At 37.1% G+C, this 15,161-nt stretch carries 15 protein-coding genes; 12 read left to right on the forward strand and 3 right to left on the reverse strand.

The features are described 5' to 3' along the window. Positions 1-63 precede the first annotated feature (63 nt). Genes AACQ49_RS00585 through AACQ49_RS00605 form a run of 5 tightly spaced genes read left to right on the forward strand, consistent with a single transcriptional unit; the run spans position 64 to position 2,721 of the window. Positions 64-585, forward strand: a complete 522-nt coding sequence (locus AACQ49_RS00585) for a fimbrial protein (protein WP_004250280.1) — start codon at positions 64-66, stop codon at positions 583-585. Between the two features lie 12 nt (positions 586-597). Beyond that, a complete protein-coding gene (locus AACQ49_RS00590) occupies positions 598-1,095 on the forward strand; it encodes a fimbrial protein (RefSeq protein ID WP_004244312.1) in 498 nt (165 codons plus the stop codon). Between the two features lie 22 nt (positions 1,096-1,117). Continuing rightward, entirely contained in the window at positions 1,118-1,411 is a 294-nt protein-coding gene (locus AACQ49_RS00595; protein ID WP_004248670.1) for a helix-turn-helix domain-containing protein, read from the forward strand. Beyond that, positions 1,392-2,375, forward strand: coding sequence for a fimbrial protein (locus AACQ49_RS00600; RefSeq protein WP_004250282.1), 984 nt, complete (start codon positions 1,392-1,394; stop codon positions 2,373-2,375). Before AACQ49_RS00595 ends, AACQ49_RS00600 begins: the two co-directional genes overlap by 20 nt. Continuing rightward, positions 2,368-2,721, forward strand: coding sequence for a helix-turn-helix domain-containing protein (locus AACQ49_RS00605; RefSeq protein ID WP_004244307.1), 354 nt, complete (start codon positions 2,368-2,370; stop codon positions 2,719-2,721). The genes AACQ49_RS00600 and AACQ49_RS00605 overlap by 8 nt, the downstream gene beginning before the upstream one ends. A gap of 53 nt (positions 2,722-2,774) precedes the next feature. On the opposite strand, the gene AACQ49_RS00610 is transcribed toward AACQ49_RS00605, so the two are convergent. After that, the gene (locus AACQ49_RS00610) at positions 2,775-4,247 is read right to left on the reverse strand and encodes an anion permease (protein ID WP_004244306.1); all 1,473 of its coding nucleotides are present in this window, start codon (positions 4,245-4,247) and stop codon (positions 2,775-2,777) included. Between the two features lie 510 nt (positions 4,248-4,757). Here AACQ49_RS00610 and AACQ49_RS00615 point away from each other — a divergent pair. Further along, positions 4,758-5,663 (forward strand): LysR substrate-binding domain-containing protein, encoded by a 906-nt coding sequence (locus tag AACQ49_RS00615; protein WP_004248666.1) that lies wholly within the window; start codon positions 4,758-4,760, stop codon positions 5,661-5,663. 73 nt (positions 5,664-5,736) lie between these two features. On the opposite strand, the gene AACQ49_RS00620 is transcribed toward AACQ49_RS00615, so the two are convergent. Continuing rightward, positions 5,737-6,612: a pirin family protein gene (locus tag AACQ49_RS00620; RefSeq protein WP_004244304.1), complete on the reverse strand. Its 876-nt coding sequence runs from the start codon at positions 6,610-6,612 to the stop codon at positions 5,737-5,739. A gap of 279 nt (positions 6,613-6,891) precedes the next feature. On the opposite strand from AACQ49_RS00620, the gene AACQ49_RS00625 reads away from it, so the two are divergent. The 6 genes from AACQ49_RS00625 (at position 6,892) to AACQ49_RS00650 (ending at position 14,196) form a co-directional block, all read left to right on the forward strand. Further along, positions 6,892-7,569: a hydrolase gene (locus AACQ49_RS00625; RefSeq protein WP_004244302.1), complete on the forward strand. Its 678-nt coding sequence runs from the start codon at positions 6,892-6,894 to the stop codon at positions 7,567-7,569. 598 nt (positions 7,570-8,167) lie between these two features. After that, on the forward strand, positions 8,168-9,835 hold the full coding sequence (locus AACQ49_RS00630) for an acyl-CoA synthetase FdrA (RefSeq protein WP_004248663.1): 1,668 nt from the start codon (positions 8,168-8,170) through the stop codon (positions 9,833-9,835). Between the two features lie 12 nt (positions 9,836-9,847). Next, positions 9,848-11,113 (forward strand): YlbE family protein, encoded by a 1,266-nt coding sequence (locus AACQ49_RS00635; protein ID WP_036905091.1) that lies wholly within the window; start codon positions 9,848-9,850, stop codon positions 11,111-11,113. 36 nt (positions 11,114-11,149) lie between these two features. Further along, positions 11,150-11,974, forward strand: a complete 825-nt coding sequence (locus AACQ49_RS00640; RefSeq protein ID WP_161778837.1) for a DUF2877 domain-containing protein — start codon at positions 11,150-11,152, stop codon at positions 11,972-11,974. Between the two features lie 47 nt (positions 11,975-12,021). Continuing rightward, complete coding sequence (locus AACQ49_RS00645; protein ID WP_004244298.1) at positions 12,022-12,927, forward strand: carbamate kinase; 906 nt, start codon at positions 12,022-12,024, stop codon at positions 12,925-12,927. A gap of 24 nt (positions 12,928-12,951) precedes the next feature. Further along, positions 12,952-14,196, forward strand: coding sequence for an MFS transporter (locus AACQ49_RS00650; RefSeq protein ID WP_004250283.1), 1,245 nt, complete (start codon positions 12,952-12,954; stop codon positions 14,194-14,196). Positions 14,197-14,245: 49 nt separating this feature from the next. On the opposite strand, the gene allS is transcribed toward AACQ49_RS00650, so the two are convergent. Further along, entirely contained in the window at positions 14,246-15,160 is a 915-nt protein-coding gene (allS, locus tag AACQ49_RS00655; RefSeq protein ID WP_004244295.1) for an HTH-type transcriptional activator AllS, read from the reverse strand. Position 15,161: the final 1 nt, after the last annotated feature.

Below are 15,161 nucleotides of genomic sequence, written 5' to 3' on the forward strand. Positions count from 1 at the left end.
ATTTAAATATCAAACATGGTTATTTTTATAGCTATTGATGTTTGCTACCTGTAGGAAAGTAAAATGATAAAAGTAATGAGGCTCTCCCTTCTTATAACTACTATTGGAATAAGTTTTTTTTCATCTGCAGGAAGTACTGTGACACTTCAATTTTCTGGAAATATAAAAGCCGCGACTTGTAATGTTTCTGGTAGTAAAAATATTAATATTGATTTGAAACAAATGCCAGAAAGTTTATTTAATAAAGTAAACTCTAGTTCTGTTTGGAATGATTTTAATATTAAGTTAATAGATTGTTCTCCGGGGGTAAATCAAGTAAAGCTGACTTTTTCTGGAACGCCTGATAATGCAGATGTGAATAATTTATATAAAAATGAGGGGACGGCAAAAAATATTGCCGTTCAATTACAAAATAAAAACAGTAATGGCGAAATTCCATTAGGTAATGGAAAAAATTTATATATCGCGGTTAATGGTAAACCATCGGTTACTGTTCCACTAAGAACACGAGCATTTAGTAAATTAGGTAATGCAACACCGGGGACGGTGTCCGCCAAAATAACAGCAACGCTTATTTATCAATAAAAAGAGGGTGTTATGTGGAAATCACTAACGTTATTTTTATTATTTTCATATTCTCCTATCGCATTAAGCAATACTGTTAATATTAATGTATATGGGTCAGTAGTAGCCTCACCTTGTGAGTTAGAAACGAAAAACCATTTAATTGATTTAAAAAAAATCAATATTAGAAATATTAAAAATGGTCAAGCATCAGACTGGATAGATTTTTCTATAAAATTAAAAAACTGCCCAGTTAATACAGAGAAAGTCACTATGATTTTAAGAGGCCAAAGTGTTCCTAATTATTCGGAATATTTTATTAATAGTGGGACTGCTAAAGATATAGCACTAAATTTAGCAATGCAAAATAATAAAGGTATTGTAAAAAATAATGATAAATTAATGACGGCTGTTAATAAATATAACCATAATGCGGAATTTGCTTTATCGGCAAGAATGGTTGGCTATGGAAATAATATAACGGTGGGATCATTTAAGAGCCATCTTGAATTTACTCTTATTTATAATTAAATGTGTCATAAAGGGGTTTCAAGTGAATCGCTCTTATCCAGCATCAAAGATGGTAGGAAAAAAAATCGCTTATTACCGTAGGGTTAATGGCCTCACATTAAGTGAATTGGCTAAGAAAATAGGTATAAGTCAACAGCAGCAATCAAGATATGAACGGGGAATTAATCGAGTGAGTCTAGATAGGCTTTATCAATATGCTTGCTTTTTCGGTATTAGTTTAAGTGATCTTTTTCAATTAGATGATGAAGAGAAAGTAGAAATAGAAAATAAAATATCAAATATGGTAGGTAATAAAAATGAACCATTTGATGGGTAAAAGACTTTTTTTATTAGGTACAATCTTCTTTTTTTCTGCTGACGTCTTTGCAGCTTGTATTCAGAATCCTAATTTAAAAAATATTCAGGCTCGGATCCCCAATAAAACCTATTCAATTCAATATGATGATATAGGGACAAGAGTATTAGATGAGTTTCAGATTAATTATGCCAATGGGCCTATAACAACTTTTTCAGGTAACGATGGGCGGTGTGGGAACGCATCAATCACTGCCAATTATACTAATGGCTGGTTGCCTAATGCGAATAAAATAGCACAGACCAATATTGCGGGTATTGGGATACAGGTTAAATTTGCTGGAATAGGTGCATTAAATACAACGTATTTGAACCCAAAGGACCCAAGTGGCAATTCTTATCGACTTCTTACCCCTTATTGGACAGTCAAAATTATAAAAACAGGCAGAGTAACGCAATCAGGAAGCCTTCAATGGGGCAAGATTGCTCAAGCAGTACAAAATAATACACAACCTAAAAACACAACTTGGAACTTAACTTCACTTTATTTGCCTCTTAATGCAATAAAGATAAATTCATTAAAATGTACTACAAAATCATCAAATTATAATATTAATATGGGGACTTGGTATGATACTCAATTTAAAAATATTGGTGATGTCAGTAAAAGTGTAGATATTCCTATTACATTAAACTGTGCGGCTGGCACTAACATTAAAGCGACAGTGACAAGTAGTGCTGGATATATAGATGTAAATACAGGGAAATTAAACTTATCGGGCACTAATCGAGCCACTGGTGTTGCCATTCAGTTATTAGATAAAAACAATAACCCGATAAAACTAAATACAAAAAATAGTCTACAAAATGGGGTCTCCTCCGGTGATTATATATTTGGTTGGAAAGCAAGATATATAAAAACAGGTAATAAAATAACGCCTGGTAGTGCTAACTCAACAGCAACAGTAAATATCTTATATGAGTGATAATAATATATTTTTCGATATGGTTTTGTCATTCGAGGCGATTATGAATAAAAAAATATCAAAGATAGTTGGCGCAAGAATAAAAATGTTAAGACAACAACATGGTATGACGGGTAGTGAGCTTGGTGCTTTATTAGGAGTAAGCCAGCAACATCAATCACGCTTTGAAAATGGGGAGTGCAATATTCATGTGGATGTAATTTACTTATTATCTTATATTTTTAAAGTTAAATTAAATTATTTTTTTCAGGATATAAATGACTGTTTTGATCAAGAAGGAATAGCCTATAAAGAAAGTTATTATCATTCTGAGACGATTGTCGAAAAGTGTGAACTTTGGCGCTAGTTAATATGATGCCTAACAGACTGATTAGGCATCATATTCTTGTTTTTATTATTTTACCAATACCCCAGCACCTTCCACCATAAACTACCAAGGGTTATCCAGATAATCAGGTTAACAATGCTCATAACAAAACCTGCTTTCCACCACTCACCTAAGGTCGCGTAGCCTGAGCCGAAAATAATCGGTGCAGTACCTGTACCGTAATGAGTTAAAGACATCATTAATGAAGAAGAGAAAGCTAAAATAAGTCCTAATAACATTGGTGGCGCGCCAAGGGCTAAACCTGCGGCATAGAATGCAGCAAACATGGCGGTAATATGAGCCGTGGTGCTAGCAAAGAAATAGTGAGAATAGACATAAATCAGCACGAGCAATATCATACCACTTACCCAGCTTATCCCCATACTATCAATACCGGCACCAACACTTAATGAAAGCCATTTAATTAGACCTAATTTTCCTAAAAAAGAGGCCATCATTACTAATGCGGAAAACCAAACCACGGTATCCCATGCGCCTTTGTTTTTTAAAATATCATCCCAATTTAATACGCCAGTACATAATAAGATTGATAAACCAATAAAAGCCGCAGTAGTCGCATTAATACTAAAAGCATCACCAAATAATAGTGCGGGTATTCCTGCCCACATAATTAATAACAGTGCAAATACTCCCAAAGTGATTTTTTCTGGCAATGAAATAGGGCCTAATTGAGCTAAACGCTCTTTGGCAAAGTGGGGAGCATTCGGCGTATGGGTTATCTCTGGTTTATATAAAAAGTAGATCACAATCGGCATTAAAAATAATGAAACAATGGCGGGAACAAAAGCCGCTATTGCCCACATTGACCAAGTTAACTCATTTTCAGGCCCTGTTTCACCGATAATTAAGCTTACAATAAGAGGATTAGGCGCGGTTGCAGTAATAAACATCGCTGAGGTGATAGGATTGATATTATAATTGACTAGCGATAAATAACGACCAATCTTACCACTAGTACCCTCTTCGGGTTTTGAATTAAAGCTATCGGCAATAGATCGCATTATTGGGTGAATAATCCCGCCACCTCGAGCTGTATTACTTGGCGTAACAGGGGCGAGGATCGTTTCTGCAATAGCTAGAGAATAAGCGATACCAATGGTTTTTTTACCAAATAACGAAATAAAATAGTAACCAATTCTAGCACCTAATCCGGTTTTATTAAGACTCATTGAAACCATAATAGAAATACCGATTAACCAGATAAGATTGTTGGAAAAGCCACTTAATGCATCATTAATCGCGCCTTTAGTTGAGTCTGGGTTAGTGACGCCTGTTGCGGCAACAAGCGCAATAGCAATAATAGATACTGCCCCTATAGGTAAGGCTTTGCCGATAATAGCCGCAATAGTACCAACAAACAGCGCTAACAAGTGCCAAGCATTGGGATCTACCCCTTGGGGAACAGGGATAACAAACCAAATGATAAGGGTAATAGCAACAGCAATTAAGGTAGGTATAGGTCGTAATGGAGTTAATTTATTCATCAGGTTATTCCATTAAAAACAGGTGTAAGAAATAATTGTAAGTGACAGATTATGTAAATAAGTATTTTTATTAATTATAATCTTATTAACATATTTTTAAATATACATTGATTAATATCATAAAAATAAAATTAAATCTTAACATCTTGGTTTGTAATTAAGTTTTTAAGTAACTATTTGTTTTATAGTCATTATTGTTTAGGTAATTTATTGTTTACTCAGGCTAGTTGTTTTGTGTTAAATTAATTTAAATAGTAATAATCTTTTTAACTATCCCTGTTTTTTTATTTTTTATTGTGTTATGTAATTAAAAATAAGCATCACAGAATTAAAATAATCTCCATTTTTATTTATATTATATTGCTATAATTAATGGTTATTTTTATTTTACTAAAATATCAGCCTATAATATATTATTAGCGTGAAAATAGATCATAATATATGTATCATAATTTCCGAAGCTGAAACAATTCAGTTTTTATATAATGACAATTAAATAGGTAATAGGCGATGAAGTATGATCTAAATGACCTCTATTATTTTGTTAAAGTGGTGGAGTTTGGCGGTTTTTCACAAGCGGCCGAAACGTTAGGTATTCCTAAATCAAAACTTAGTCGTCGTATTGCTGATTTAGAAGAGAGACTAAAGGTCTCGCTGATCTATCGTTCAACTCGTCAATTTCATGTCACTAAGATAGGGCAAACTTTTTACCAACAGTGTAAAAATGTCGTTGAACAAGCGGAGATTGCTCAAGAGGTTATTTGTTCAGCTCAAGGGCATCCTCACGGCACGATCAAACTCTCTTGCCCAGTTGCATTACTGCAAATTTATATTCAAGATATTTTGGTGGATTTTATGGCAAAATATCCTGATATCAATATACAAATTTTAGCGATCAATCGCCCTGTGGATGTGATCAGTGAAGGTCTTGACTTAGCTTTACGAGTTAGAGCATTACCTTTGGATGATTCTGGCTTAACGATGAAAATATTAGGCTATTCTCGCCGTGTTTTAGTTGCTAATCCGCTATTATTTGCAACCAACAGTGCGCCTGATTCTCCAGAGCAACTTGCTGATTATCCTATTTTAGCTAATAGCGAACATTCGCAGCAGTATACGCTAACGCTTACCCATAATGATGGTACCGTTTCAACGCAACATGTTACACCTAAATTAGCGACAACGGATGTGATGACTTTATATAAAGCAACATTAAAGGGACTTGGGATCACGCGTTTACCATTGAGTGTCGTAGAGAAAGAGTTAGCAGATGGCTCTTTGGTGGAAGTCTTACCACAGTGGCGTTTTCCTAAAGATGTTATTCATGCCGTGTATCCGTCACGAAAAGGTTTATTACCCGCTATTCAAGTGTTATTAGATTATTTAGCGCAGAATATGGCTCCATATAAAGAGTAAAAAATAGATACAAACGACTGCTCTAAGTGAGCAGCCGTTTGTTATAAAAGTTATAGAGCAAGGAGAGTATTAATCATATTTCGTTTGGGATACGACCAAATTTACCTTGGTTAAAGTCATCAATAGCTTGCCTAATTTCATCTTTGCTGTTCATCACAAATGGACCATAACCAACTACAGGCTCATTAATTGGCTCTCCGCTAAGATATAACACAACTGCATCTTCAATGGCTTCAAGGTTAATTGAGCCACCTTGATTATCTAAAATAACCAAATCGCCCGTATTTAATTGAGTTTGGCTATCAAGATAGGCGCTACCATGGAGTATCACTAATCCCACATAGCGATCTTTTTTGCTTGGTAAGGTCGTAGATTTACCACTTTTCAATTGAATATCCCAAACGTCAACAGGTGAAAAGGTTTTTGCCGCCCCTTGAGTTTGATGATATTCCCCCGCAATCACGCGCAGTTGTCCGGCATCATTCGCTAATGGAAGCACTGGAATAGCACTCTCTTTGAGTAACTGATAGCCAGCAGGCGCTGATTTAGCATGAGATGGGAGGTTTACCCATAACTGCACCATATCAAGTATGCCTCCCGCTTGGTTAAAGGCATCAGAGTGATACTCTTGATGTAATATACCTGATGCTGCGGTCATCCATTGTACATCTCCAGGGCCAATCACTCCTCCTTCACCTGTAGAATCGTGATGTGCCACTTCCCCTTTATAGACAATAGTCACAGTCTCAAACCCACGGTGAGGGTGTTCGCCTACACCACGGTTATGGCCTTGAGAGGCTGGAAAATCAGTCGGGCCGGCTCTGTCTAATAATAAAAATGGATTTAAATATTTACCATGATCACCATAACTAAATAGTGAGCGTACATGGAAGCCATCACCGACCCAATGTTGACGAGGCGCTTTATAAACACCAATAACTTTTTTCATAATGATATTCCTATAAAATTTCTATAGGTGGTATTCTAATGAGCTATATTGATTTGAGTAGAGGGGAAAATAGGTTTCATTATTCTAAAAATAGAACAATGACAAAAGTGTTTCAGTGTTCTATTTTTAGAATAGTGTTTATCATTATTGCTACTACCGACTTTTTAATTAATTGACTATTGTTAATTATATCGAGAGCGAGGAGATAATTAACGCTATTTCCTTATATCTTCTTCATATTGTTAATAATCGTTTTTGTTAATTAGAAGGAATAAATAAATGAGTACTCCTGCAAATTTCAATGGTCAACGTCCAGTTATTAATCCAGATGATGCTGTTATGTTATTGATCGATCACCAAAGTGGTTTATTCCAAACCGTTGGTGATATGCCAATGACGGAATTACGCGCTCGTGCTGCAGTATTAGCAAAAATGGCAACATTAGCGAAGATGCCAGTTATTACAACGGCTTCTGTCCCTCAAGGTCCTAATGGCCCATTAATTCCAGAAATTCATCAAAATGCACCACATGCTAAATATGTTGCCCGTAAAGGTGAAATTAACGCATGGGATAACCCTGAGTTTGTTGAAGCTGTGAAAGCAACGGGTAAAAAGCAATTAATTATTGCTGGTACTATTACGAGTGTTTGCATGGCATTCCCAGCAATTAGTGCTGTTGCTGAAGGTTATCAAGTTTTTGCTGTGATTGATGCATCAGGAACGTATAGCAAAATGGCAGAAGAAATTACCTTAGCACGTATTGTTCAAGCTGGTGTTGTGCCTATGGATACGGCAGCAGTGGCTTCTGAAATGCAAAAAACTTGGAACCGTGCAGATGCCGCTGAATGGGCTCAAGCTTATACCCAAATATTCCCTGCTTATCAGTTATTAATTGAAAGTTATAGTAAAGCTCAAGATGTTATAAAGAATAATGAAACTTTAGATTCACAACGTTAATTTGTTCTTGAATTTATTTAAAACTTATTAATTTAAAAATGCCTATAAATATTATTTTTATAGGCATTATTTTTGCTTTTTTTCAATAATATTGTTTTTAACAAGGGTGTAAAAGTAAAGTGTAGACTTATGTTTATTTATATGAAAATTATTTAAGGCACTTTGTTTATTAATAAAGTGCTTTTTATTTGTTGATAATATCGGCTAACTGCGTTATGTTACTTGTTTGTTAAATTTATTATAAATCCCTTGATTTGTCATACCATTTGGTATGGCTAACTATATGATTAATTTATTTTATATAAATTAATTTACTCAATCTGTTGTTTTTTATTTTTACTCATTCCACTCATTATAATTTATTTAATAAATAGCGACTGATTAAATAAAAATTTTTTACAATAAATAACTGTGACTTTAATCACTCTACTTTTTGATATTTATTCAGTATGTTTGTATACAGAGTTTCAAACATGTCTATCTCGAATTTTATTTATATTACTTAAGCTATTAAGTAAATAGGCTTCTTATTATCAAAAAAACGAAATGCAACTAGATATGTGCAGTTACATATATTAAATGCGTTAAGGATATTATAATGATCCATGCTTTTATTAAAAAAGGGAGCTTTCAGGATTCCGTCAGCCTGATGATAATTTCCCGAAAATTAAGTGAAGCCCCTGAGGTGGAAGAAATTTCCGTCATGATGGGAACACCAGCGAATAAATCTCTCCTTGATGTCACCGGTTTTTGGCATGACATTTTTAACGAAGCGACACCGAATGATATCTGTGTTTCGATTAAAGCTGAATCAGACGATCCCGCTATTATCGAGACTATCTCCAGTGCGTTAGAAGAAGCCTTAGCTGATATTGCTAACGGTCAAAAAAGTGGTAATAAATTAACCACTGTACGTAGCTGGCGTACGGCTAAACAAAAAAGTCCTAACGCTAATATGTTGCTTATTTCTATTGCCGGTGAGTATGCGGCAGAATTAGCTGATATGGGATTAGAAGATGGCTGTAATGTGATGCTATTTTCCGATAACGTCTCTATTGCTGATGAAAAAGCATTAAAAGAAAAAGCCGCCGCTAACGGATTGATAGTCATGGGGCCTGACTGTGGTACGGCAAATATTGCTGGCGCACCTTTAGCCTTTGCTAACATTGCACCGAAAGGCTCTATTGGTATTGTTGGTGCATCAGGGACAGGAATTCAAGAGATCACCTCACAAATTGTATTACAACGCCAAGGGGTTTCTCATGCAATAGGTCTGGGGGGACGAGATCTCAGCGAGCAAATTGGTGGCATTAGTGCTATCACGGCTATTAATATGCTGGCGGCAGATCCTCAAACCCGTGTGATTGCTTTTGTTTCTAAACCTCCCGCGCCTGCAGTACGTGAAAAAATCATTGCAGAAATGAAGCGTCATAATAAACCGATAGTGGCGCAATTCTTAGGAACAACACCAGAGAAATATCAAGACGATAATATCTATTTTACTCGCACCTTAGACGAAACGGCGCGTATTGCGGCTACGTTAGCACGTGTTGAAGATAGTGCTGCTCAGTTACCTAAAGTGACAGGTAAAAAGATTATTGGATTATATGCGGGTGGAACATTAGCGGCAGAATGCGCGATGTTGTTATCTGAGCAACTCAATGTGGCGGTAGATAACGAACATAAGCAAGGTACGATGCTCGATGCACAAGGGCATAAAATTATTGATATGGGCGATGATTTTTATACCCAAGGCAAACCCCATCCAATGATAGATCCTTCTACTCGCAATAAATTTATTAGTGAATTAAGTAATAAGCATGATATTGGCGTATTACTGGTCGACTTTGTGATTGGTTATGGTGCAACGTCAGATCCAGCAGGTGCATTAATTCAAGAAATTAAAAAATTAAATGAAAAACGTGGTGAAGCTAATCCACTGATTACTATCGCCACTATTACCGGTACGCAGGAAGATCCTCAAAACCGTAGTGAGCAACAAAAACAGCTACAAGATGCAGGTATTATTGTGATGGATACCTTGCCAGAAGTCGTACTGTTAGCCAAAGAATTAATCCAGCCACATCCAGTAGAAGCCGCTGCTGAAATTTCACCACTTTTAAATGGGATCTCCGTGATCAACGCCGGATTACGCAGTTTTGCTGACGATCTGCAATCCAGTGGTACGCCTGTTGTTCATTATCAATGGGCACCTGTCGCAGGTGGTAATAAAAAACTGGCTGAAATATTAAAGAAATTGAAATAAGGAATTGCAGATATGTACTCAACTATCGAACAAGCGAATGAAGCAGTTATCGAACGTATCCGTGAAGCCCGTCCTCACTGGTGTGATGTCAGTTTAGCAAAAGAAGTAGTACCAACTTTAGCAACAGGAAAAAAATTACTGCATGCAGGACCTCCTGTAACTTGGCAAGAAATGAGTGGCCCTGTCCGTGGCGCCTGTATTGGTGCTAGCTTATTTGAAGGTTGGGCTGAAAATGAAGCGCAAGCCTTGGCTATGTTAGAGGCGGGAGAGATTGAGTTTATTCCTTGCCATAATGTCAATGCAGTAGGGCCGATGGGCGGTATTACTTCTGCTCATATGCCAATGCTAGTGATTAAAAACCATGTTCACGGTAACTATGCTTACTGCAATATGAACGAAGGTATTGGTAAAGTGATGCGTTTTGGTGCTTATGGTCCTGATGTACAAGAACGTTTGCATTGGATGCGTAATAGCTTAGCTCCGGTATTAAAAGCAGCTTTAGCCACCATTGAGAATGGGATAGACCTTACGGCAATTATGGGTCAAGCCATTACGATGGGGGATGAATTCCACCAACGTAATATTGCAGCTTCTGCACTATTGTTACGAGAGCTGGCGCCAATTCTTAGCACATTGGATTTAGATGTGGCTGAGATAACCAAAGTGACCAAATTCCTCAGTATTACTGACCAATTCTTCCTTAATTTAGCCATGGCTTATTGTAAAGCGGCGATGGACGCAGGAGCACAAATTAAGCAAGGTACGATTGTGACGGTAATGACGCGTAATGGTAGTAATTTTGGCATCAAAATAAGTGGTATGGGTGATCAATGGTTTACAGCACCTGTTAATACGCCACAAGGATTATTCTTCTCTGGTTTTAGCCAAGCAGATGCCAACCCTGATATTGGTGATAGTGCTATTACTGAAACTTTCGGTATTGGTGGTGCGGCAATGGTTGCAGCTCCGGGAGTAACCCGCTTTGTCGGGGCATCGGGTGGTATGGATGCAGCACGTGAAGTGACAGAAGAGATGGCTGAAATCTACCTTGCTCGTAATATGATGCTACAAATACCGACTTGGGATTTCCAAGGTGCGTGTTTAGGTTTAGATGCTCGTCGAGTTGTTGAAACGGGTATTACACCGCTAATTAATACGGGTATTGCTCATAAAGAGCCGGGGGTTGGGCAAATTGGCGCAGGAACGGTACGTGCACCTTTAGGCTGTTTTGAAAAAGCGATAGTGGCACTGGCAGAAGAATTAGGCATTGAAGCTTAATCACGTTTTGTAATAACACGGTCGTCAGGGGGCAATATGCAAATTCAAGCACTTCAAACCAGTCAGCATATCTTTGCTTTTGAAGGTGAGTTTAAATGTGTCGGCATTTATGAACATGCTTTGAATTTTATTTGCCCTCAGCAACGCTTAATCACTTTTCATCGGCAAGGAAGAGGATTAAGCCCGATGGGGTGGCTACTGAAACAAGCCGATTTTGATTCTTTGGCTAAGCAGTGTCATCCCGCTTTGAAAATGCGGGTGAAAAACAATCAAATCGCAATCGCAGATAATATGACATTGATTGCCGGTGATAGTGAAAATTTGCGTTTACAAGATAAAGCGACATTAGATTTACGATGGTTAGAGAGTTTTTTTTCTCTATTATCTCCGGTGATAGCGACAGGACTCTATGGGCCATTAAAAAACTATCGTCAAATCGCTCGACTTGATGAAATTAAGTTATTAACAAAGTTATTTTATCATCAATTGTCTGGAAAAGCGGTTAATTGGGCGATGTTTATTGGTAAAGGTCCAGGGTTAACACCGAGTTCAGATGATATGCTGGTGGGAATGTTATTTGCGCATTATTTAGCACAGCCAGAAAAATCGATTGAACATTTTTTTAATGAAACACCACCATTATCGTCATTAACTACGATAGTGAGTCAACATTATTTGGAATACGCCACACGGGGAATATTTTCTACCTATCTTATTCAACTAGGTAAAAAAATAAAAAATAAAGAGATTATTTTTAAAGATATGTTGGAAATACTCTCTATCGGTCATCATTCCGGTACAGATACTTTACTGGGATTATGGATTGGTTATCAAATTAAACAACAACAGCGTATAGATTAATCTTTTTTTATTAAAAAGAAATTATAAACGTTCGGAAACGGATAATTATGAAAACAATTGTTATTGCTTTAGGCGGAAATGCATTATTACAGCGTGGCGAAGTTTTATCTGCTGAAAATCAATATAAAAATATTGAATTAATGTCAGAGACAATTAATAAATTAGCGCAAGAGTACCGTGTTGTTTTAGTACATGGTAATGGGCCTCAGGTTGGGTTGTTAGCATTACAAAATCTTGCTTATCAAGCGGTTCCAGCCTATCCGTTGGATATCTTGGTCGCGGAAAGCCAGGGGATGATTGGTTATATGATGATGCAGAAAATCAATCAAAATAATCCTACGCAAGCAATTACTACAGTAATGACTCGTGTTTCTGTTGATATTAATGATGAGGCTTTTAGAGAGCCGAGTAAATTTATTGGTCCTATTTATGAGGAAGCAGAAAAAGAAGAATTAATAAATAAATATCAATGGACATTTAAAAAAGATGGGCAATATTATCGCCGTGTCGTACCTTCACCAGCACCTCAAAAAATAATTGATATAGAGGCAGTAAAGCTTTTATTAGATAAAGGTCATATTGTTATTTGTGGCGGTGGAGGAGGTATTCCAGTTAATAATATAAATAATGAATTTATTGGTAGTGAAGCCGTTATAGATAAAGATTTAACAGCAGCTTTAATTTCTCGTGAGTTAAATGCAGAGCACTTTGTTATTTTAACAGAGGCTGATGCCATTTATAAAAATTGGGGAACACCAGAACAAGCTGCTATTCGTGAAGCAACACCAGAAGAACTTGCACCAATGGCAGTCGCTGATGGCGCAATGGGACCAAAAATCATGGCTGTCAGTGATTTTGTAAATGCCACAGGACAACAAGCTCATATTGGCGCATTACAAAACATTCAACAGGTTATTGAAGGTCAGTCTGGCACTTTAATTTATAAGTCTTAATAACATTCTGTCAGGAGCGTCATTATGAACGATGCACAAGTGAATGAGAGTAAAGGCAAAGTCCCTTATTGGGTCAAGCTGACGATTATTTTCTTTTTTGGTTGGATTGCACTGTATGGTAGCCGTGCCATTGTCGGTCCTTTAATGGTGAATATTGGTGCTGAGTTTGATCTTACCAAAGCGCAACTTGGCTCAATTATGAGTATTTTCTTTATTGGTTATACAGCACTGAACATTCCATCAGGCATAATTGGTGACTATTTAGGTAAGAAAAAAGTCTTAGTCACGGGGGTTGTGCTCTTTGGTGGATTTACCATTATCGCAGGGATGATGCCAACTTATGTCACCTTTATGTTTGCATGGGTGATGGTCGGGGTATTCCAAGGATTCTATTATGGTCCACAATATGGTTTATCTTCAGAAGCTATTCCAAAACATCGTATTACGCTAGGTAGTGCCATTATCAATAGTGGTATGGCGTTTGGTTTATCCATCGGTTACTACATCTCTAGTATTTCTGTCGGTGAGATGGGGATGAGCTGGCGTGCACCATTCTATATTATTGGGGTGCCTATTATTATCATTGGTTTGATGATGTTATGGATAATAAAAGATAAACCTAAAACGAAAGCTACGGATACGGCTCCTGATGCACCAAAACAGAAAACAAAACTGACGTTTAAAGATTTATTTGGTAACCGTAATATTAACCTTGCTTATATTACTATCTTCTGTTCAATCTATGGGTTCTTTGTTTTAGTCACTTGGTTACCCTATTATCTTGAAACCGAGCGTGGTATTACAGGAACACAGATCTCTACCATTGCATCACTCATGCCTTGGTTTGCTATTCCTGGCTCACTCTTATTTAGCTGGTTCTCTGATAAATTAGGCCGTCGTAAGCCTGTGCTATTAATTATGTTACCGTTATCTTTAGTGGCTATTCTTGCTGTACCTATGTCAGATTCTATGCCGGTACTGATTGGTGCACTGATCTTATACGGGATCGTAGGGAAAATTAGTACTAATCCAGTATTAGTGGCGGTAGTGGCAGATAATTCACCACGCCATGCATTAGGGACATCTTTTGGTGTGTATAACTGTATTGGTATGCTAGGTTCAGTATTTGCCCCTACATTAACGGGTTTTTTATCAGATAAAACAGGAAGTATGGATTCCGGCTTCTATTTTGCTGCTATCCTGATTTGCATAGGTATTGTGGCAAGCTTATTTATTAAAGAAAATCCTGACGCCACAGCGACCAACTAACGCATTAAGTTTAATGTTATCAACAAGGGCAAACTTCGGTTTGCCTTTTTTAGTTAAGGGGATCGTAAAAAGATTGCACACTGGGATGCCCTTGTCGGAATAAATCAACCAGATAGCTGACAACGGCACCTTTTTTATCTTCGCACCAAGCTAGTGATAGGGGAGAATTATGGCGACGATTTTTCACTTCCTTTGCAATAAGTTGTCCACTATCAATCAGTGGCTTACATAGACTTAATGGTAAAAAACCGATCCCGACACCTTTTAAATGACATGCTAGTTTAGTATGTAAATCAGGCACTTTAATTTCATGTTGTCCAGATAGACGCCAAGCAGTGCGTTTGGAAAGATGGCGTGAAGTATCTTCAACATTGACGGCAGAGTATATCCGCATTTGATCATCACTTAATACCCCACTAACATTGGCTAATGGATGATTTGGTGCCACGACAAATTGCCATTGAATTTCCCCCATAGCACAAATATTAATATTATTTTTCAGTGATTCATTACCTGTGACACCAATGGCAAAATGGTAATCTTCATTAATTAACGCGTCCCATACTCCCATATAAACTTGTCGAGTAATATGAAATTGGGTAGAAGGAAAACGCTGGTGCAGGCAGGCTAACATACTGGCCACGGCGGTACGATCATAGAGTAAGTTATTAATAACAATATTAACTTGGTGCTCAACTCCCGCATTCATCTGCTGTAGCTCGATAGGCATTGATTCAAGCCAAACAATCCACTGGCGACATTTCTCTAATAAATATTCTCCTGCCGGCGTTAATGTGACGGTTCTTGTCGTACGATTAAACAACTGTGTACCAATATTCTCTTCTAGGGTTTTGATCCGATAGCTGATGGCCGCAGATGTTTTGTGTAACATCTCCGCCGCTTTAGTAAAGCTTTGGCAATCTGCTACTTGAATAAAAGTACGGATCATCTCTTGATCTAACATA

It is taken from the genome of Proteus sp. G2675 (assembly GCF_963886535.1).
Classification (GTDB): Bacteria; Pseudomonadota; Gammaproteobacteria; order Enterobacterales; family Enterobacteriaceae; genus Proteus; species Proteus mirabilis.

Coding starts and splice junctions, on each gene's coding strand:
- AACQ49_RS00610 (WP_004244306.1), bottom strand. CDS start 4,247: ATGAATAAATTAACTCCATTACGACCTATACCTACCTTAATTGCTGTT.
- AACQ49_RS00640 (WP_161778837.1), top strand. CDS start 11,150: ATGCAAATTCAAGCACTTCAAACCAGTCAGCATATCTTTGCTTTTGAA.
- AACQ49_RS00620 (WP_004244304.1), bottom strand. CDS start 6,612: ATGAAAAAAGTTATTGGTGTTTATAAAGCGCCTCGTCAACATTGGGTC.
- AACQ49_RS00600 (WP_004250282.1), top strand. CDS start 1,392: ATGAACCATTTGATGGGTAAAAGACTTTTTTTATTAGGTACAATCTTC.
- allS (WP_004244295.1), bottom strand. CDS start 15,160: ATGTTAGATCAAGAGATGATCCGTACTTTTATTCAAGTAGCAGATTGC.
- AACQ49_RS00625 (WP_004244302.1), top strand. CDS start 6,892: ATGAGTACTCCTGCAAATTTCAATGGTCAACGTCCAGTTATTAATCCA.
- AACQ49_RS00630 (WP_004248663.1), top strand. CDS start 8,168: ATGATCCATGCTTTTATTAAAAAAGGGAGCTTTCAGGATTCCGTCAGC.
- AACQ49_RS00635 (WP_036905091.1), top strand. CDS start 9,848: ATGTACTCAACTATCGAACAAGCGAATGAAGCAGTTATCGAACGTATC.
- AACQ49_RS00585 (WP_004250280.1), top strand. CDS start 64: ATGATAAAAGTAATGAGGCTCTCCCTTCTTATAACTACTATTGGAATA.
- AACQ49_RS00650 (WP_004250283.1), top strand. CDS start 12,952: ATGAACGATGCACAAGTGAATGAGAGTAAAGGCAAAGTCCCTTATTGG.
- AACQ49_RS00605 (WP_004244307.1), top strand. CDS start 2,368: ATGAGTGATAATAATATATTTTTCGATATGGTTTTGTCATTCGAGGCG.
- AACQ49_RS00615 (WP_004248666.1), top strand. CDS start 4,758: ATGAAGTATGATCTAAATGACCTCTATTATTTTGTTAAAGTGGTGGAG.
- AACQ49_RS00590 (WP_004244312.1), top strand. CDS start 598: ATGTGGAAATCACTAACGTTATTTTTATTATTTTCATATTCTCCTATC.
- AACQ49_RS00645 (WP_004244298.1), top strand. CDS start 12,022: ATGAAAACAATTGTTATTGCTTTAGGCGGAAATGCATTATTACAGCGT.